Annotated in this window: 27 protein-coding genes, 1 tRNA gene and 1 pseudogene; 6 read left to right on the plus strand and 23 right to left on the minus strand. The window is 58.1% G+C overall.

The features are described 5' to 3' along the window. Positions 1-4 precede the first annotated feature (4 nt). From AAAU26_RS03885 to AAAU26_RS03950, 15 genes and pseudogenes are all read right to left on the minus strand, one after another. Positions 5-646: a hypothetical protein gene (locus AAAU26_RS03885; RefSeq protein ID WP_227618785.1), complete on the minus strand. Its 642-nt coding sequence runs from the start codon at positions 644-646 to the stop codon at positions 5-7. Further along, positions 643-972: a hypothetical protein gene (locus AAAU26_RS03890; RefSeq protein WP_227618784.1), complete on the minus strand. Its 330-nt coding sequence runs from the start codon at positions 970-972 to the stop codon at positions 643-645. The genes AAAU26_RS03885 and AAAU26_RS03890 overlap by 4 nt, the downstream gene beginning before the upstream one ends. 2 nt (positions 973-974) lie before the next feature. Further along, positions 975-1,319, minus strand: coding sequence for a Rho termination factor N-terminal domain-containing protein (locus AAAU26_RS03895; RefSeq protein WP_227618783.1), 345 nt, complete (start codon positions 1,317-1,319; stop codon positions 975-977). Between the two features lie 17 nt (positions 1,320-1,336). Further along, positions 1,337-1,666 (minus strand): DUF2190 family protein, encoded by a 330-nt coding sequence (locus tag AAAU26_RS03900; protein WP_227618782.1) that lies wholly within the window; start codon positions 1,664-1,666, stop codon positions 1,337-1,339. Between the two features lie 19 nt (positions 1,667-1,685). Continuing rightward, positions 1,686-3,191, minus strand: a complete 1,506-nt coding sequence (locus tag AAAU26_RS03905) for a phage major capsid protein (RefSeq protein WP_227618781.1) — start codon at positions 3,189-3,191, stop codon at positions 1,686-1,688. 17 nt (positions 3,192-3,208) lie between these two features. Then, positions 3,209-3,802, minus strand: a complete 594-nt coding sequence (locus AAAU26_RS03910; protein ID WP_227618780.1) for an HK97 family phage prohead protease — start codon at positions 3,800-3,802, stop codon at positions 3,209-3,211. Then, a complete protein-coding gene (locus tag AAAU26_RS03915) occupies positions 3,795-5,291 on the minus strand; it encodes a phage portal protein (RefSeq protein ID WP_227618779.1) in 1,497 nt (498 codons plus the stop codon). Before AAAU26_RS03915 ends, AAAU26_RS03910 begins: the two co-directional genes overlap by 8 nt. Positions 5,292-5,296: 5 nt before the next feature. Beyond that, positions 5,297-5,533 carry a DUF6148 family protein gene (locus AAAU26_RS03920; protein WP_227618778.1) on the minus strand — a complete coding sequence of 79 codons (237 nt, stop codon included), beginning with the start codon at positions 5,531-5,533 and terminating at the stop codon, positions 5,297-5,299. A 15-nt stretch (positions 5,534-5,548) separates the two neighbouring features. After that, the gene (locus tag AAAU26_RS03925; protein ID WP_227618777.1) at positions 5,549-7,420 is read right to left on the minus strand and encodes a terminase gpA endonuclease subunit; all 1,872 of its coding nucleotides are present in this window, start codon (positions 7,418-7,420) and stop codon (positions 5,549-5,551) included. Further along, the gene (locus AAAU26_RS03930) at positions 7,417-7,950 is read right to left on the minus strand and encodes a hypothetical protein (RefSeq protein ID WP_227618776.1); all 534 of its coding nucleotides are present in this window, start codon (positions 7,948-7,950) and stop codon (positions 7,417-7,419) included. The genes AAAU26_RS03925 and AAAU26_RS03930 overlap by 4 nt, the downstream gene beginning before the upstream one ends. An 8-nt stretch (positions 7,951-7,958) precedes the next feature. Then, the gene (locus AAAU26_RS03935; RefSeq protein ID WP_227618775.1) at positions 7,959-8,708 is read right to left on the minus strand and encodes a Mom family adenine methylcarbamoylation protein; all 750 of its coding nucleotides are present in this window, start codon (positions 8,706-8,708) and stop codon (positions 7,959-7,961) included. After that, positions 8,675-9,310 (minus strand): ParB N-terminal domain-containing protein, encoded by a 636-nt coding sequence (locus tag AAAU26_RS03940; protein WP_320443572.1) that lies wholly within the window; start codon positions 9,308-9,310, stop codon positions 8,675-8,677. Before AAAU26_RS03940 ends, AAAU26_RS03935 begins: the two co-directional genes overlap by 34 nt. Continuing rightward, the gene (locus tag AAAU26_RS14600; protein WP_489705580.1) at positions 9,265-9,657 is read right to left on the minus strand and encodes a hypothetical protein; all 393 of its coding nucleotides are present in this window, start codon (positions 9,655-9,657) and stop codon (positions 9,265-9,267) included. The genes AAAU26_RS03940 and AAAU26_RS14600 overlap by 46 nt, the downstream gene beginning before the upstream one ends. Beyond that, positions 9,655-9,915 (minus strand): annotated as a pseudogene (locus AAAU26_RS14605) (ParB N-terminal domain-containing protein); the annotation flags it as partial. The pseudogene AAAU26_RS14605 and the gene AAAU26_RS14600, both read right to left, overlap by 3 nt. A gap of 13 nt (positions 9,916-9,928) precedes the next feature. Continuing rightward, a tRNA-Gly gene (locus AAAU26_RS03950) sits at positions 9,929-10,003 on the minus strand. Positions 10,004-10,873: 870 nt separating this feature from the next. Here AAAU26_RS03950 and AAAU26_RS03955 point away from each other — a divergent pair. The 6 genes from AAAU26_RS03955 (at position 10,874) to AAAU26_RS03980 (ending at position 12,790) form a co-directional block, all read left to right on the plus strand. Next, positions 10,874-11,026, plus strand: coding sequence for a hypothetical protein (locus tag AAAU26_RS03955; protein WP_227618773.1), 153 nt, complete (start codon positions 10,874-10,876; stop codon positions 11,024-11,026). Between the two features lie 14 nt (positions 11,027-11,040). After that, positions 11,041-11,277: a hypothetical protein gene (locus AAAU26_RS03960; protein ID WP_227618772.1), complete on the plus strand. Its 237-nt coding sequence runs from the start codon at positions 11,041-11,043 to the stop codon at positions 11,275-11,277. Positions 11,278-11,419: 142 nt separating this feature from the next. Continuing rightward, positions 11,420-11,584, plus strand: a complete 165-nt coding sequence (locus AAAU26_RS03965; protein WP_227618771.1) for a hypothetical protein — start codon at positions 11,420-11,422, stop codon at positions 11,582-11,584. Between the two features lie 13 nt (positions 11,585-11,597). Continuing rightward, the gene (locus tag AAAU26_RS03970) at positions 11,598-12,050 is read left to right on the plus strand and encodes a hypothetical protein (RefSeq protein ID WP_227618770.1); all 453 of its coding nucleotides are present in this window, start codon (positions 11,598-11,600) and stop codon (positions 12,048-12,050) included. A gap of 96 nt (positions 12,051-12,146) precedes the next feature. Then, positions 12,147-12,419: a hypothetical protein gene (locus tag AAAU26_RS03975; RefSeq protein WP_227618769.1), complete on the plus strand. Its 273-nt coding sequence runs from the start codon at positions 12,147-12,149 to the stop codon at positions 12,417-12,419. Continuing rightward, positions 12,419-12,790, plus strand: a complete 372-nt coding sequence (locus tag AAAU26_RS03980) for a hypothetical protein (RefSeq protein ID WP_227618768.1) — start codon at positions 12,419-12,421, stop codon at positions 12,788-12,790. Before AAAU26_RS03975 ends, AAAU26_RS03980 begins: the two co-directional genes overlap by 1 nt. A gap of 43 nt (positions 12,791-12,833) precedes the next feature. Here AAAU26_RS03980 and AAAU26_RS03985 read toward each other — a convergent pair whose 3' ends face one another. From AAAU26_RS03985 to AAAU26_RS04020, 8 genes are all read right to left on the minus strand, one after another. After that, positions 12,834-13,085, minus strand: coding sequence for a hypothetical protein (locus AAAU26_RS03985; RefSeq protein ID WP_227618767.1), 252 nt, complete (start codon positions 13,083-13,085; stop codon positions 12,834-12,836). Further along, positions 13,082-13,285: a hypothetical protein gene (locus tag AAAU26_RS03990; RefSeq protein WP_227618766.1), complete on the minus strand. Its 204-nt coding sequence runs from the start codon at positions 13,283-13,285 to the stop codon at positions 13,082-13,084. The genes AAAU26_RS03985 and AAAU26_RS03990 overlap by 4 nt, the downstream gene beginning before the upstream one ends. After that, complete coding sequence (locus AAAU26_RS03995) at positions 13,282-13,593, minus strand: hypothetical protein (RefSeq protein ID WP_227618765.1); 312 nt, start codon at positions 13,591-13,593, stop codon at positions 13,282-13,284. The genes AAAU26_RS03990 and AAAU26_RS03995 overlap by 4 nt, the downstream gene beginning before the upstream one ends. Positions 13,594-13,606: 13 nt before the next feature. Then, on the minus strand, positions 13,607-14,155 hold the full coding sequence (locus AAAU26_RS04000) for a 3D domain-containing protein (protein WP_227618764.1): 549 nt from the start codon (positions 14,153-14,155) through the stop codon (positions 13,607-13,609). Between the two features lie 239 nt (positions 14,156-14,394). After that, positions 14,395-14,820 carry a hypothetical protein gene (locus tag AAAU26_RS04005; RefSeq protein WP_227618763.1) on the minus strand — a complete coding sequence of 142 codons (426 nt, stop codon included), beginning with the start codon at positions 14,818-14,820 and terminating at the stop codon, positions 14,395-14,397. Further along, positions 14,810-15,124, minus strand: coding sequence for a hypothetical protein (locus AAAU26_RS04010; RefSeq protein WP_227618762.1), 315 nt, complete (start codon positions 15,122-15,124; stop codon positions 14,810-14,812). Before AAAU26_RS04010 ends, AAAU26_RS04005 begins: the two co-directional genes overlap by 11 nt. A 3-nt stretch (positions 15,125-15,127) precedes the next feature. Then, positions 15,128-15,556, minus strand: a complete 429-nt coding sequence (locus AAAU26_RS04015) for a VRR-NUC domain-containing protein (protein WP_227618761.1) — start codon at positions 15,554-15,556, stop codon at positions 15,128-15,130. 46 nt (positions 15,557-15,602) lie between these two features. Next, a complete protein-coding gene (locus AAAU26_RS04020) occupies positions 15,603-16,334 on the minus strand; it encodes a hypothetical protein (protein WP_227618760.1) in 732 nt (243 codons plus the stop codon). Between the last annotated feature and the right edge of the window lie 178 nt (positions 16,335-16,512).

The raw sequence follows: 16,512 nt of genomic DNA on the forward strand, positions 1-16,512 counted from the left end.
TCCTTTATTCGAGCGCTTTTTCGATTTGTTTCTCCATCTGCTTGTCGAGAAGCTCGGATGCTCGCTCAAGCGCCGGGTCTACGGTGTCGGGATTCCCGAACATCTGCGGGGCGGACGGAGAAAGCAATTTTTCAATGCGGGTCATGTCGGACTTTGCGCCCCATCTCTGCGCACGCTTGGAAGCGCCCGCCGAGGTGTAGGTTTCACCCGGCACCCGCTGGACAATGGCTTTGTGTCCGCTGCTGAACTGAACGAGGAAAGCCTTTAAGCCGTTATGCTCCAAGGACTTCATGCCGGAACTGCTGAGAACGTGCGCCGCTGCGGCGCTGCTGCCAGCGTTCGGCTTTGAATCGAAGTCCATGATCTCCTGCATGGAGCCGGAAGAATGGAGCGTGGCGGTCAGGTCGCCGCCGGTGGCGGCGTCCACCTTCAAGGCGCTGCTGGACGAGTAAACGGAATCGTTGGCCGTCGCATAACGCTCTTTGGTGTCCTTGACGATCTTGTTCTTTGTGCTGCGGGCTGCCGAGTTGATGGCCGCTGCCACCACTTTCGGCGTATCAACCATTTTTTGCAGGTTGTCCAGGCGCTGAACCATTTTTTCAATGGAGGCGTCGGCGTCAACCTGTAAGACCTCGTATTCTTTCAAGAGCGATTCGCCTCCATCTCAATGCAGAGAATCCCGGCCTCATCGGTGCAGTCGTTTACCTTATACCAGGCGCCGTCAAAATTGAGCAGGTCGTCCGGGGCGGGTTTGGCTCCGAGGTTGTCGGTGGCTACATAGATCAGCTTGCGCTCTTTGTAGATCCCGGTGATAGTGACGTTCATCAATTTGGACTTGTCGCGTTCCAGAATCTCGTTATCGTCAACCAGCACCGGCATTGGCTTGCCGTTTATGCTGTGCATGTCTGCAAATTCTTCCCGGTTGAGGAATACGTTCTTTGCATCCTGCACCAGCAAATCCTTGAAGCCCACGGTCAAACCTCGGCCTGAACCTCGGCAGCAGCAATGGCTTCAACCAGCTTTGCTTTGGTCAGGTCTTTGGTGTCCAGGCCCATATTTTCGGCGAGGGTCAGGAGCTGCGCCTTGGGCATCGCTTCCAGTTCCTCTTTGTTGAGGTGGCCGGTGGCAACGCCGTCCTCGGGCTCCTGCTGAACATCCACGGTCAGCGTTTCGCCGGGGGCATACTCGCCGGGCAGGGTCACGATGAAGCCAACGGCGAGCAGCTCCTTTGCAGCGCTGGCGTCATGAATGTCCACGGAATCGCCGGGGCGGTAGCTTTTGCCCTCCACCGTCACGGTGCTGTTTGCGGTATAGATCATACTGCGCCGCCTTTCCCTTAGCCGATGCAGACCTGCACGGTCGTATCGTTTTCAGCGGCTGCTGCAATAGCCCAGCCTGCGGGGATGTTGCTTGCAGCGGTCGTGGTGATGTTGTCGGCGGAGGCGTCGTAGTAGACGGCGGCGCCGATGGCGATAGCGGTAGAGGCCGCCTTGGGCATGGCAAAAACGCCCTTGACGTACAGGCTGCCGACGGCGCTTGCGGGGATGTCGGTGCCTGCAACGCCGATGCGGGTGGTCAGGCTCACGACCTGGCCTGCGGCGATAGCGGAGCTGGTGCCGTTGGGGTAGTCAATGGCAGAGCCGGGCTGCTTGTAGCTTGCGATCATGTACGTTTCCTCCTATCTCTTACAGGGTGGGCAGGGCAGCGCCGGGGTTCTTCACGAACGCGCGGTAGTCCATGACACTGATGCCCCAGTCCAGCCAAATGTCCCACACAAAGCCCAGCTGGCCGACGGTCTCGCTGCGGCGGAAGGTGGGGGTCTCCTGGCCGTTCAGGTAATCGACCTGGATGCCCGTGGTTTCCTCGCGGTTGGCGCCCAGGAACCAGGGGCATGCGCCGGAGCCTGCCAGGATGTTCAGGGTGGCGTCCTCGACGATCTCCATCGGGTAGCGGTAGTTATACAGCGGGTTTGCTGCCTGGGTGTTTTCGCTGGTCTGGATGGTGGGGCTGCCGAAGATGGACTGCATGGCGAAGCCGTAACCAACGGGCAGGATGATAGTGGAGGGGGCCAGGTTGATAGCCTCACCGAACGGGTCATCCTGCAGCTGCATCCGCTGGATCATGGCCTGAATGGCTGCGCCAGTCGGTGCGCTGCCGGAGGAAATCAGGTTCTTGTGATTGGCGTGGAACAGGGTCTTGCCGTCATAGATCTGGCCGTTGTTGTAGAGGATGGAGTAGACCATCTTGTTGATCTGCTTCTTGCTCTTTGCAGCGTACATGCCGGGAACCTCGGACAGGAAGCCGATGTCGTCGTTGATGAACGCCTGGCGGCTCATGCTGAACTGACGGCCGTAGGTATCCAGCTTGCGCTGCGGCAGCATTTCCTCTTTGTGGGTATCCGCCTTGAGTTCGCCGTTCTCAGGAACCAGCAGCAGGTCGCCAACGCCGCCGATCAGGTAGTTGTGGCCGTCGGTGCGCTTGAAGTCACGCAGAGTGCCCTTGCGGGTAAACTTCTCGAAGGTGGTCGGAGCGTGGTCGTAGGCGTGGACGATGCTCTTGTTGATGGCGGTGTCCATGATGGCAGGGAAGGATGCCGAGGGGTTGTGGAATGCACGGGCCAGCTCGGTGTACAGGTCATCTGCGCTCATACGCATGAAGTCGGAAGCGCTCTTGCCGGTCTCGCGGGTCAGGCACTCAATGCCGATGTCACGCAGGCTCATGCCTGCAAACTGGCGGGAGCCATCCGCAGGGGCTGCGGGGGTGTGGCCGCTGCGGGTCATAAGGCCGTCAGCTGCTGCTGCGCGGAACTTGTCGGTTTCATCGGCGGTCACCTTGACGCCGGTGCGGGCAGGAGTACCGTTCTGAATCATACCGTCCAGAATGGCGGTGCGCACCTGGTCTACGGTCTGGCCGCCGGTGATGTACTGGGAAGCATCGACGTTGAAGTTCCGGCACAGGGTGGTGATATCGGTGACACGCTGGCGCTCCGCGGTGCGGGCGGCTTCAATCTGAGCCTGGCGCTCTGCCTCCGCTTCAGCATCAGCCTCAGGGCGCAGGGTCTCGATGTCGTTCTGCAGGGAGTTAAATTCCCGGGTCTCGTCCTCGGTCATGTCGCGGCCTGCGGTGCGGGCGGCGGTCAGGATGGCCTGCTGGCGCTGCAGTTTCTGCCGCAGCTGCTCTCTCTTGTTCATGTGTGATTTACCTCCAGTTAGTAGTTACGATTTGCGGCGAGCTGGCTCTCGTAGAAAGCCAGACCCGGGGCGGTTTGTACTGCGGGCGGCTGTCCGTCCTCGGTCATATCTCTACCAACGCCGACGGTGGTGTCGGCGGGGACGGAAACAATGCTGATCTCGTAGGGCTGCCACTTCTTGGCGATGTAGCAGGGGCCGGTGAAGCGCCCGTCCAGGGATTTGGCGCCCTCTTTGACGCTCTCATAGTTGAAGACACGATAGCCGACGGAAACGCCCTTGAGGGTGCCGCTGGCGACCTTGGAGCGGACGGTTTCGCTGTCCTCGTCGTTGTCAAACTCAATCGTGGCCTTGCCACGGTTGTCCTCAACCCATGCCCGGGTGACCTTACCAATCACCCGGTTCCTGTCGTGGTTAAAAAGGACGATGCCCATGCTCTGCATTCGGCTCATATCCATGGCGTTGCTGGAATGGTCGAGGATCTCGGTTCCGAACCACATCTGAACAGGTTCCTCAGAACTAAAGCTCAGTTCAAAGGTGCGGCTGTTTTCGTCGTCGCTCACTGCCCGGATGCTGGCCGTGGAGAAATCGCGCTGCAGGGGCTGGTTATTCATCGGGGTTTTCTTTCGGGTCTGTTTGGGATTCGTTCTGGACACTCTTATAACCTCCAATCTGCACTCCCTTTTCCTTGGCGTATGCTACAACGTCGGCCATGTCGTCAATCTGTTCTTTCCAGTCACGGCCCTGTTCGGCGCTGATCTGCTTGAAGGACTTAACGCAAGATTCGAGTGCGATCTTGTTTGCGTTGGCTTCTTTCTGCGGGTCAATCCACTTTTTGGGGGAAGCGACCCATTCGTGCTCCATATATTTCTGCGGGTCGTCCCAAAAATCCGGGATGGTGAGCTTCCCGGCGAGGACTGCGGAAATCAAAAAGGTTTCGTAGACCTCGACCATAAGCTTACCCTGCAGCAGCTCTACTTCCTCGGTGTATGTGAGGTCGTCCTCAATCATGCCCTGGCGGGCGCTGCTGTAATTCGTTTCGGACATATCCCGGGAGGTGGATTCATAGCTCAAACCCTGGCCTGCGCCCACAAGGCGCTGCAGCAGCTTGAGGAAGCCGGTTGCTTCGCTGCTGCCGTTGCCGGGATTGATGGTGACTGCATCGTCACCGGCGTTCATTTCTGAAATGAGGCCGGGGGTCAGCATTTTGCCGGAGTAGGACGTGCGGTCTTTGTCGGTGTTGTTTCGGGAGCCGCCCTGGAAGCCGCCGGTGGGAACGGCTCTCTTGATGAGCAGGGCAAAGCAGGCGGCGATTCGCTCTTTCATCGAAACGGCAGCGATAAACTCGTTGGCGTCCCGGATGCGGCTCAAACTCGGGGCAAGGTCGCTAACCTCTCGAAGCTGAGAGGGGCGGCTCTTGCTGTAATAGAAAATAATATCTTTAGCGGGGTAGAAGACAGGCTGGTTGGTTTCCCAGCCGTCAATGTTGTACTGCTCTATCCAATACCCCACGGGCCTGTTGTACTCGTTGTACTCAATGCCGCCAATGACGCGATCTCCCTTGTACCTGGGCGAGGCCACAGAGCGGGATAGTTCGTCTACTTCCAGAGCCTGCAGCTTGAAAGGAAGTAGGCCGCCGGGGGTGTAGCACTTCTTGAAAAGAATGCCGCCGTCTGCCTTTTTCCGAACGACTGCCATGCGCAGAAGCTCGTTGAAACTCTGCTGCTGGGTGACGTCGCAATTTGTGCGTCGTGTCCAGCGCCGCCAGAGGGTTTCGATTTGGTCGTCGAGGTCGTCGTCGCCGGTCTTGGCCTGCAAGGTGAAGCCGTTGCCGACCACGTTCCTCTTGAAAGCCTTGAGGACGCCGTTTGCAATGTCCGAGTTCCGCTCAAGGTCGCGGGCGCGGGCGCGAAGGGTGTCCCGGCTGTAACGGTCTGTGATGTCGGCGGCCTCGTTGGTCGCCCGCCAGTTCTTATTCAGCCGGCCACCGTCTGCGGCGTCATAGCCTGAACCGCGGATAAGGCCGAGCTGCTGCCGCCAACCCTCGCGCATATAGGCTGCCCGGGGGGAGATTGCTTCAATGATTCTGTCGAGCCATGCCATGCGCTTTATCTCCCCTCAAAAAATGCGGCGAACGTATCACGGAAAAGGGAAGAGCCGCTCTGTTCCTCCACCTGGGCGGCGAGATCTGCCCGGAGGTTCCGCAGTTCGGTGAGGTTCGCTCGGGTCAGGGAGCGGGAGCCGATTTTGTAGCTCTGGCCTCCGACCATGACTGCGGCGATGGCTTTGTTTACTTCCGTCAGCAGGGCGGCGGGGTCGCCATAGTTGATGGTTTCGTCTGCCATGTCGTGTTTCCTTTCTTAAAACCAGCCGTCGTTCTGATGAATCCAGCTTTCCTCGGGGGTGGTGTCGGTACGCTGCTGCGGTGCGGGCTGCGCTTCCGGCTGGGCTGCGCTGCCCTTGTTTTGCAGGTGGAGGCTGCGTACTCCGAGCATTTCCGCTGCGGCGTAGGCGTAGACCTCGCAGTCGAGGAAGTGGTTATTTGGATGGCTGGTCTTAGGCACCCAGCGGGTGCGCTCTGTGCCGTTGGTGGCACGTTCGGTGATCTTGTGTTCAGCGGTGACCTGTTCGCAGTATTCCTGATCAACGCCCTTGTAGACCATCCAGCTGCCCTTGCCGTTCGGGCGGCGCATACGAGAAGCAATAGCGTCCTTGTACTTGCCGCCGTCTACGAGAACCAAGCGCATACCGTAGGCGGCGGAGCCTGCCTTGTTGATGGTCGAGATTTTATAGTTGCTGAGCATCGTGTCGGTGCCTTTTACTGGAAGCGCCCACTCCGAGTTCTGCATACAGAAGTCATAGACTTCCTCTGTTTGGTCGCCGGAATCGACGAGGGCGAGGTCTACCAGCATTTGCTGGCCGTCGTCCCGCTTGAATTCCAGGTTCATTATGTCTACGACCTCGCCGAAGCTGGCGGCTTGGCCGTGGGCTATATTTTGGGATGTGCTGTAATCGCCCCAGGCCCGGATAGTCCAATAGAGGCAGGTTTCCTGCACGTCCACGCCGCCGGTCAGGAGCTTCGTCCAGGGCGGAAGCTCGAACATTTCAAACTCCGTCTGGCGCTCCTGCACGAGGTCGGCGCTGGTTTTGAGCTTCGTGTCCTCCCAAGGCTCCGCGAGCCAGGAGTTGGCGAAGTTGTGCAGCTTGTCGGGGTCGTCCTTGGACTTCATAAATTCACGGGCAATTTCCGAGAATCGGGTGAAGGGGCTGTATAGGGTATTGAACCAAAAGGCAACGCTGCGGGCGGTGCGGGCGCTCTGGCGGACGTTCCGCCATTCTCCCTTTAGCAGCATGGCGGGCTTGTCGTGGTCTGTAATGACCCCGCTGCACTCCTGGCAGATGTACTGCGCCGCCTCCGCTCGGTCACCTTCGCTTAGACCCTCATCTTTGCCGGGCCAGCGGATTTGTGCAAATTTCAGCTCTATATACTTCCCGCAGTGCGGGCAAGGAACAAAGAAATGTTTTTCAATGTCGCAGGCTTCCTTTGCTTTCCAGATGTGGCCGGTCTTTAGTGTGGGGGTGCTGCAAATATAGATTTTGCGGTTAGAGAAGTAGCTCTTGGTTCGCTCAATGGACAGGCTTATAGGATCGGCTTCCTGGGTGGTCGCCGCCTTGAACTTGTCCACCTCGTCGAGGAAAAGATAGCGGATGGGCTTGCTGGAAAGGTCTGCCGCAGATCCTGCGCCGGTGAGGGCAATGTACATATCTGTGGTGAACTGCAGCTCCTTCTTGCTACTGGCATTTTTGAGAAAATGCCGCTTCAAGCGGGGGGATTCCAGCATACTCATAATGCGGTTTGCTGAGGTGCTTTCGGCGATTTCGTCGTTGGGGTAAACAATCAGGGTCGGAGCCGGGTCTTGGTCTATCAGGTAGCCGAGGGCGTTAAGCTCGGCCTCCGTGCCGCCCACCTGGGTAGGCTTTACCACGACAACGCGCTCCGTTTCCCAGTTGTTGAATTCGTCCATGATGCCGACGAGGTAGGGAGTGACGCTGTTTCGCCAGGCGCCCTGCAGGTTGGATTCCTTGCGGCTGAGTTGGCGGTATTGCTCGGCCCATTGGCTTACGGTTATATCATCCGGCGGTTTCAGGGCGTCCAGAGCATCTTTGATGTACTGAGGAACCTGGTACTTTCGGAACTTATAGAACCGGGGCTGCTGGGCTGTGGGTTTCATCCACCGTCACCGTCCTTGACGGTCGCTGCAAGGACGAAGGTGCGGAGAATGTCGTTGATCTCTTTATTCAAGTCTTTCTCCAATTCTCTGCTCTCCACGGGGGAGATTCGTGAGCCTATCATGCCAACGACCCGGCTCGGGAGGCCGGAGCAAAAGCGCTTGAGGACTGCAAAGAACTTCGTATAGTCCGCCTGCGCTTCCTCTATGCTGATATATTTGCCGTTTGCAATGGCGGTGCGGAGTTGGTGAAGCTCGGTCTGCGATTCCTTGAGGGCAATTTCCGCTTGCAGCTTCTTTTCCCTCAGTTCGGTTTCCGAGAGCTTCGCTTCCCGGCCATACGCCTTATCTGACAGGTATTTGATATATGCCTGAATCGTGGGAATGAGGTCGTATTTGTTCCGCTGGCCGGAGATGTGTACTGTTTCCAGGACGCCGTCTTGTGTGAGCTGCTGGATGCGGCGGACGGAAACGCCAAAAAGCTGGGCTATGACCTTGGATTCGTAAAGCTGCCCGCCGGTTTCTGCTGCCATGTGTCCTCCTACTGTTCAAAGTGGCTTTCGGCGTGTCGCTCCGCCTGGGATACCTGCTGGCCCTTGTACATACCGGCTCCGAGTTCGTCGATACGGCTGAACGGTATCTCGGGAACTTTGAGCCGTTTCCTGTATTCGGGATCTATGAAATAGATATAGCGCAGCTGGTAGCCTGGCAGGATGGTGCCGCCAACCTCTTTGACGTAAGCGTCCCAGTCGTACTTGCCGCCGGTCACCTCGTAGAAGGTACGGCCTCCAAGCTCCGGGCGGGGGGAGGTCGGGTTGCTGTGCAGGGTCATCTTGTGGATTTTGTCGCCGTTCGGCAGGAGGCAGAGGGCATCGTTCCGCTTGATGTCGGTCAAAACGAAATTGCAGGCCCGGTAAATGGTGCCGTCGCCGCAGGAGCAGCCGTCTGCAAAGCTGATAATCCACTTTACCTGCGGCGCCTGCTTCCTGATCAGACGGATGGTCTTGGCGATGCAGTAGCTTTCCGAGTTCCGGGGAAGGTAGTCGTCAAAGGCCATGCGGTTGAGTTCCAGAAAGCCGTCCCAGGCGGTTCCCTCTACCAGGCCGATGATCTTCTTCTTGTCCAAGCTGGGGCCATAGCTCAGGACACCGTGGAGGCGTCCGTCGAGGAAGGCTCCGAAGTGCAGGCAGGAGTTGTTTACAACCTTGCCGCTGTAATGGTGCGCCCGGATGAAGGGGTTTGCGATCTTGGAGGGTATCACCCGGATTTGGATTTCTTTTGCTCTACCCATTCTTTTACCACCATGTAAATTCTGTTCCCGGTCTTGTTGGTATTCCCGAAGGTTTCCATTTGGTCGGGCTTGTACTTTGCACCGATGATCTGCAAGGCCTGCTGCAGGTCGGCGTACTGCTCCAGGCTGAACGTGAAGGTCATTCTGTCGATGGGGCTTTCTTCGTGCTGCTTCTCCAGCATGACGTCCCCGAGGATGACGCTGAGTTCGTCGTCACTGTAGCCGGTGGCGTTTACGTCCACCGGGCTGAGGGTCAAGTCTTGTAGGGCGTCCCTCAGGAGGCTCATGTCCCACTGGCCGCCGATTTTGTTCAGGGCGATGTTGAGGGCTTTTTCGTCCTGCTTGCCGAGATCTACCACGATGCAGTCTGCCTCGGTGTAGCCAAGGGACTTCAAAACGGACGCTCTCTGATGGCCGCCGATAATTGTGCCGTCCTTGTTTATGATGATCGGGTCAACGTAGCCAAATTCTTTCAGGCTGCGCTGGATGTTCTGGAACTCGGGGTCTCCCGGCTTGAGCTCCTTGCGGGGGTTATAGTCTGCCGGGTGAATCGAGGTCAGAGGTCGTCGCTCTCGGACGAGCTTGTGTTCTGTTTGAGCCATTCCTGCACCACCTTGCTGAGGGCGTTTCCGTTCTTATCTGTGTTTCCGTAGGTTTCGCCGAGGCCCTCGTTTTCTGCCTGCGCAAGCGCCGCCCGGATGAGGGCGATTTGCTGCTTGTGCAGGGTGACGTTCATAGTGTGGGCGAGAACGTGCTGGCGGTTCGGGAGGGAGAAATCCTGGCCGAAGTCGTCAGGCGTCACGGTGACCTGGGCAAGGATGGACTTTAGTTCCGGCTCGGAGTAGCCGGTCTTGGTGAGGTCGTAGCCCTCAAGGTCAAGGCTGCCGATCAGGTCGGCCAGCTTTGCTTCGTCCCAGCTGCCGGTGATCTTGTTGAGGGCGATGTTCAAGGCTTTTTCCTTGTCGGGGTCAAGGTCTACCACAACGCAGTCTGCGGTTTCGGCTCCCATGTCCAGGAGCACCTGCGTCCGCTGGTGTCCTCCGATGATGGTGCCGTCCCGGTTTATGATAATCGGATCGCAGTATCCGAACTCTTCAATGCTGCGGGCGATTTTCTCATATTCCGGGTCACCCGGTTCCAGCTTTTTGCGGGGGTTGTAGTCTGCCGGTTTCAGGTCGGCAAGTCGCCGTGTTTCGATTTCCATGCGTTCGTCCTCTTGTTGGAGCGTGCAGCGGGTCTTGAACCAACGTCACCCGCCTGGAAGGTGGGCGCTCTACCTGTTGAGCTATGCACGCAAAATGAAAAAAATGGGGTTTGCTTTGGGGCTGCGGCGGGCATTTACTGCGCTTGACGTAGCGAAATGGTCGAAAAATTTTGGTTTTCGCGCGGGAACACTTCGGGCCTTCACTGCCCCGCTGCCAGTTCTTGCCAGGTAGTACCTACGCCGCCCAGCAGCGGGCCTGAACGCGCGGTGTGCGATCTGCGGCTGTGGTTTTCCCGCATAAATCCAAGGTTTCCGGGTGCTTCGCTCCCTGCTGGTCGGGCTGGAAGCTCGGCACCCGGTTGCCCTGGCTGTACGTTAGCGGGACGCAGGTGAAAGGAGGAATAAAGCCCTGCGCCCTTGTGAATGTCCTCTGCATACTCCCAGTGTAGCATAGAAAAAGACCAAAAAAGTCCGCTCTTTTCTCAAAATCGCAACTTTTTTGAAAATAGGGCTTGACAAATCCATTTTGTACAGTTTTGCCATACACACGCAGTATTTATTGGACTATGTGCGCATTGATTTACTGCGGTTGTGTGGTATCATACACACAGAAAAGGCGCCCAGCTGTTGCGAGCCAGGCGCCTATGAAAGGGGGTGCATACCATGTTGGACACGGGTTACGGCTTTATCGGTGAAGATGGCGTTGAACGTGTCAGCCCAGAGGAAGTCTGGGAGGCCGAAGCCGAAGATGAAGGCTAAGGCCTGATGCACCCCGGTATGCAGCCCTCGCAGGGTCGGACTCCTGCGGGGGCTGTGCTTTATATGATAGCGGTTTTGTGCCGGGCGGTCAAGGAGCAAAGAGTACAAATTCACCGTCCGAAGATTGGACGCTGTGCCGATTGAGTTCCCGGCGGTTGTGTGGTAAGACACAGGCACAACAAAGAAACGGAGGAAAACAAAAATGATGATGAAAGATTACAAGGGCTATGAGATTGAGCGGGTCACCCGCAACACCTACGTTATCCGCAAGGGTGGCGAGGTGGTCGCAATGCCCGGTTGCTATCCGAAGACATACAAGGCCGCAAAGGTCATCATTGACGATCTGGCAAAGTGAAAGGAGTTTGTGTTATGTTCAAGTTTGAAGTTGGTTCCGTCTACTACGCCCGCAGCGCATGCAACCACGATTGCGTGTTCCTGATGAAGGTGCTGTCCCGCACGGAGAAGTCGGTCAAGGCCGAGTTTTCCGGGGAGGGGGTCAAGCGGGCGATGATCCGGGTGTCTGACAGCGGCGAGTGGGTCATGCCCTGGCACTACTCTATGGCGCCAGTGTTCCGGGCGGAGCGGCTCTATTCTGACGGGGTTTGACCCCGTCTTTTTTGTTGTCCGATGCGGAGCAAAAGAGACAAACTGCGCCTTGAATCATTGGACCGTTTGCCAGTGGAGTTTACCGCGTTTATGTGGTAAGACACAGACACCGAAAGGAACACATCGAACGGAGGACAAGGTTATGAAGCGGAACGAACTCATGAACAAGTACATCGAAAAGGGCGAGCTTCCTTTGGACGTCGCGGGTCAGATTGCTATGCTGGGCGACAAGGCCATTATCCGGGCCATGGAAAAGGGCGAGATTTCTCGCGACCTGGCTGGCCTGCTGATTTCTATGAATGACTAAGGGGGAAAGAGCGATGGTTGACAAGAACGGCGTGGAAATGAAAACGGGGGACATCGTCCGGGTGTCCGGGGCTTACTTCAAGAATGACAACGGGCTGTGGTTCATCGAAAGGTCGCCCGGCGACCCGAGCTGGTGCGGCGGCTCCTACAGCTTGATGAAGCTCAAGCGGAACGGCCAGCCCAGCACGGCGAAGTACAACCTTTGCTCCTGGCCGATTGCGATCTTCACCAATAGCTGGGTAACGCGAAACGAAGCTCACCGTTGGAACGAAGAGCACGCAGAAATTGAGGTCGTCACCGACATGGACACGTCCGCGCTGGCGGAGCACTTCATGGGGCTGGCAAAGGAGCTTGACCCCTACATCGAGCGGGAGGCCTGGGATTGGGGCGAAAATCACCCGGACGTCTTGCGCCACAAAGAAGCCCGCAAGTTCTGGGCATCTGTGGCGGAGCGGCTCAAGAAATAACTCACCTGACGATGGCTGCATGGCAGCAGCCGAAACCATTTTGCCGAGGCCGGCAAGATGGTCGTGGGAGCCAACCACAGAAAGGACGTTTTTAGTATGAAAAAATCTGATTTTCGCATTGCTCTCCGGGGGATGGCTGAAAAGCTCGACTTGCAGTGGGCCTACGCTCAGCGGATTGCTGCAGAGCAGCAGGCCGCTGGCACCCTGGCCTATGACGACAACGGCGAGCCAGTGCCGAATATGTACCAAGTCGCCTATGCTGGTATGACATCCGCCTTTGAGGCTATGGGCGGCGAGTGGCAGCGGGACGAGACCGGGCGTCACTGGGTCTACCAGCTGGGCGAATCCGCAGCAGCGGGGCGTCGCTGATGGAGGGGCTGAATGCAAAGGTCGTGGCGACCAACGGCAGAGACCGCTTTCGCTATGTGCGCCATGTCCGGCTCATCGGGGAGCAGACCGGCGTTTCCGAGGACGTGTACCGCATCCAAGAGACCGGGCGGGTATGCGTCCGGCAACAGCTCTGCGACGATCTTGTGCGGTGGTGTACTGCTACGAAGTGGAGCGGCGGCTATGAAGCGGACACGCCGTTCAAGGATGGCTTGATGCTGATTTTGGTAGATGCTGCTGGCGCCGAGATCGGGATGGAGGTTACTTACCAGACCAAGTGGAACGGCCAAGGACTGGCCGACAAAGAATTTCCGTTCTCGTGGGAGGCCGTTCCTGAATATCCGAGAGCATAGAAACCGCCTGCGGTGGGTGTTGTACCTGCCGCAGGCGGTTTTGTTATTTGTGCCGTGGTTTTGGTTTCAGGATCCCGGCGGTATAGTGTCCATCGGTATACCGCAGCACCTTGCAGCCTTTGGCCGGGCCTCTCCGAAGCACCCGCCCATACTCAAGGCTTTGGTATATGGCGAAGACCTTGTGGCCGCTCCAAGCTGCAAGCTCTTTGACGGTGTCAAAGGCACCGAGGGTTAGTTCGTATTCGTCCGCCGTCACCGCTATGAATTGCGGCGGATGAACCTTGGGGCGGCTCATCTGTGCCGCCTCCGTCGCCGCTGCGGGTTGCCGTGCCAGAATTCCTCGTCGAAGTCGTTCTTGTGGATGGTGCAGGCGTCATTCCTTTGGCGCTTGTCCGCCACCTCTGCGGCGTGAAATTCCTGCCAGGCCTTGTACCGTTCGCAGGTATCGTGGCAGACCGGGTGGCGATCTGTGCAGTGGAAGCAGGGGTTAGTCATTGCAGTAGTTCCTCCGCCTTGAGTCCGCAAAACGGGCAATACTTGACATCTTCTGGATTGTCATAATCTCCGAGCTTTATATCTCCAAGGCAACTCAGGCATGTTACAGTGCGGTCTAAAGCGTTATACTTCATGCGCGTCTTTGGACGCAGGCTTTCCGGGTCAATGGTCGGGGCGCTGCTTACCATGTCCGCACAGCTTTCGGCGGTGCTTTCGCACTCGTTCGTGGTTTCGCGGCCAATGTACTGAGCGTATTCCATCATCTCTTTTTCGAGCGGCGTTGCGTCGATCGGCCTTACTTTGTCCATGCTGCACCTCCTATTATTCGGCCTCAAGCAGCCAGACCCTGTGCGTTCCGTATCCAGGCCAGGAGAGCGCCTCGCTGTGGGTTTCCACCGCCACGTCCAGGGCTTTACCCTTCACGGCGCTGCCAGTGTCTTGGACGTACCGCAGACCGATGCCCTCAATGTATACCGCAGAGCCGAGGGGCAAAACGTCCGGGTCTGCTGCTACGGTCACGCCTGCCTGCACAGGTGCGCCGCTGGCGGTGATGCCGTCCCCGGTGCCGCAGATATGCTCGTACTGCTCCGAGCAGTAGGCGGTGCAGTTAAACTCCCCGAGGTATGCTGCTTCAAGCCCGGCGGGGCCAGCCTGCGCCGCTTCCAGGGCGGCTTTGAGATCTGCGACTTGCGCCTCCGCTTCTTTCGCCTCGGTCTGCCAGTTGAGGGCGTCCCGCTCCCAGTTGGCGGAGCGGCTTTGGTAGATGTCCCGCTGCTGTGCCAGGTCTTTGACCCGGGCGTTCAGCGAACCTTCCACAAAGACCGCTGCTGCCAGTGCGCCAACCAGCGCGAGTCGTTCAAGGTTCTTCATTCTGCGCCACCTCCTACCGGGTCGAGAGCTTCGCCCTCTGCTTCCAGCGGGTGGTCTGCGGGGTTCCATCCATCGGGCGATCCAGGAAACTCGCAGCGGCTCCAATCCATCCGCAACACGCCACCCAAGCGCGGAGTTCTGGTTACAACTACAACCGTTTCCTTGCGGCAAGGCGTAAGAACCAAGCCAGAAATACAGCCCGCAATGCAGCCGGTCAAAAATCCACAAATCCAGTCCATTTATTTTTTATCCTCCCTGTTGAGCCATTCCAGCGCCGCCGGAAGGCTTGTAAAATCCTCCGTCCAGGCGTCGCCGGTGGTATTGTCCACGGCCACCAGCGACGGGCAGTTGTCCAAGGTGTGCGACAGGCACAAGAAGCGCTCTCGGGGCGACGTCTTTGTTTTCCATTCGCTGCGCCCGATGTCATTGAAAATCTCTTTGATTTCGTACTCGGGTACAAGGTAGACCTTGGTGCTGTCCGGGGCGGTGCCGCTCCGTGCTTCGTGGTGGGCGCTGCGGACAGCTCCCACCAACAGTGTGCAGGCTTCGTTGATGGCCTCAATGCAGGCCTTTTTACCGTTGAAGCCGTTGTAATATTCGATCTTCGCCAGTTCCTCTGCCGTCGTGTTCGGGTCGAGCAGACGGCAGGCTTCTTCAAGCGTCACGGTGCGTTTCCTCCCATTTTGTTATTGCGTCTTGAACCTCTGGAATCTGGAGCAGGTCGTCTATGGCCCGGGTTTCCAGTTCAAAGGCCCTGCTGTGGCAGTAGTAGGTTCGCAGCTCCGTTGCCCGCCAGCTGCGGCAGTCTATGTACCGCAGGCGCATGATCGGGGCGGCGGGGTGCATCGGGTCGAGGTGGAGCAGGGTGTCTTGCACGGCCTGGCGGTGCGCCGGTGTCCGCTCCAAGCGGTACTGCTTGAGGTATCGCCGCAGCAGGTGCCGCTGTTCTCGGAGGCTCATGTATGGCAAGGATCACCACTCCTTTTCGCCCTGCGGCGGGGTGAGCACCCGGCGTACATCTTCCACGCTGGTTACGACGTAGGCGGTGCCACCTGCTGCATTGATGGCGGTCAGGGTGTTGCGCTGGATGGCGCTCAATTCGCCCACCAAGGGGCGCTTGACCTCGAATGCGTAAAAATGCCCATCGTGGCAGCCTACAATGTCCGGGATACCCTGGCGCTGATACGGCCCGGCGGCATCCTTCCACCAGAAGCCGCCCACCTCTTTGCGGAGGTACGCGAGGATCTCTTTCTGGATTTTCGCCTCCGAGGGCACCAGCCTGCGGGCCAGCTTCCTGGCCTCGGTAATGTTGTGGGCTGCGCCTGCATCAACCAGGGCGTGGAGGTATGCGCCCAGCTTTTCGTAGTCGTAGGGGGAAGGAAGCGGTTTTTTGTAGTTCATGCGTTTCTCCAATCTGTCCGCACCTTCCCGGTGCGGGCGTTTTATTTTAGCCGTGGAATTTTCGGGTTGCGGGGTGCCAAATCATTTCCGGGGCGGTTGCTGTGCAGACGCAGTGCAGAGCGCCTGCCTCAATGGTCGCCGCTTCGATGTTCGTCCATCCGTAGGAAAGCTTGCCGCACTGCTTGCAGGTGAACTCGAAGCGGGCGACGTTGTCCACCGGCACCTCTGTGCCGCAGAAGCACTTGACCTTGTCGGTGTTCTCCCGGGCGAAGTGCTTGAAGGTGTGGTGGCAGCCCGGGCAGGTGAGCAGCATCAAGCCTTTTGCACCCCGGGCGCCCGGCTTAGAGGGGGGGGCGAAGCTGGGGCGAGGCTCGGTCACCGTGCTGATCTTCGGGGTGTCCACGTCCAGGGCGGGGTTGCGCTTGGGCTGCTGGGCGTCGTCCTCGGGAGGCTCCTGGCGCAGGATGTCCTCCAACGTGGCGGCGCCGTGCTGCGCCTTTTCGCTGTCGGCCCGCAGCTCGTCGGTGCTGCGGTCGATGATCTCCTGCAGGCCGTTGAGCTGCCCGCCGTACACGGTGGAGGTCACCACGTCCAGGATGGTTGCCAGGGCGTGGTCGAATGTCTCCGGGGTTGTCCCGGAGAAGCTCAGGTTAGAATCGGGGTTCGAGCCGCCCTTGTCGCGGGGCGTGTGCAGGTCGAGGCTCAAGCGGAACCAGGTGTCGTGGGTGGCGTTCTCATTCTCGGTGCTGCAGGCTTCGTTTGTAGCGTTGATTTCCATGTTTTTGTCCTTTCTGTCAGTGGAGGTGTTACTGGTGTTACGACTTTTTTGCGTTCTATCGTGAAAAAGTCAAAGGTAGCAGGTAGCACCTATTTTTTACAGCTGGTATATACGGAAAGCGGAGGCGGTTTGTCTCTCCGCTTCGTCACGAATGTATTTTGTTTTTTGGTGTTACTGG

Source organism: Faecalibacterium longum, assembly GCF_040094125.1.
Classification (GTDB): domain Bacteria; phylum Bacillota; class Clostridia; order Oscillospirales; family Ruminococcaceae; genus Faecalibacterium; species Faecalibacterium longum.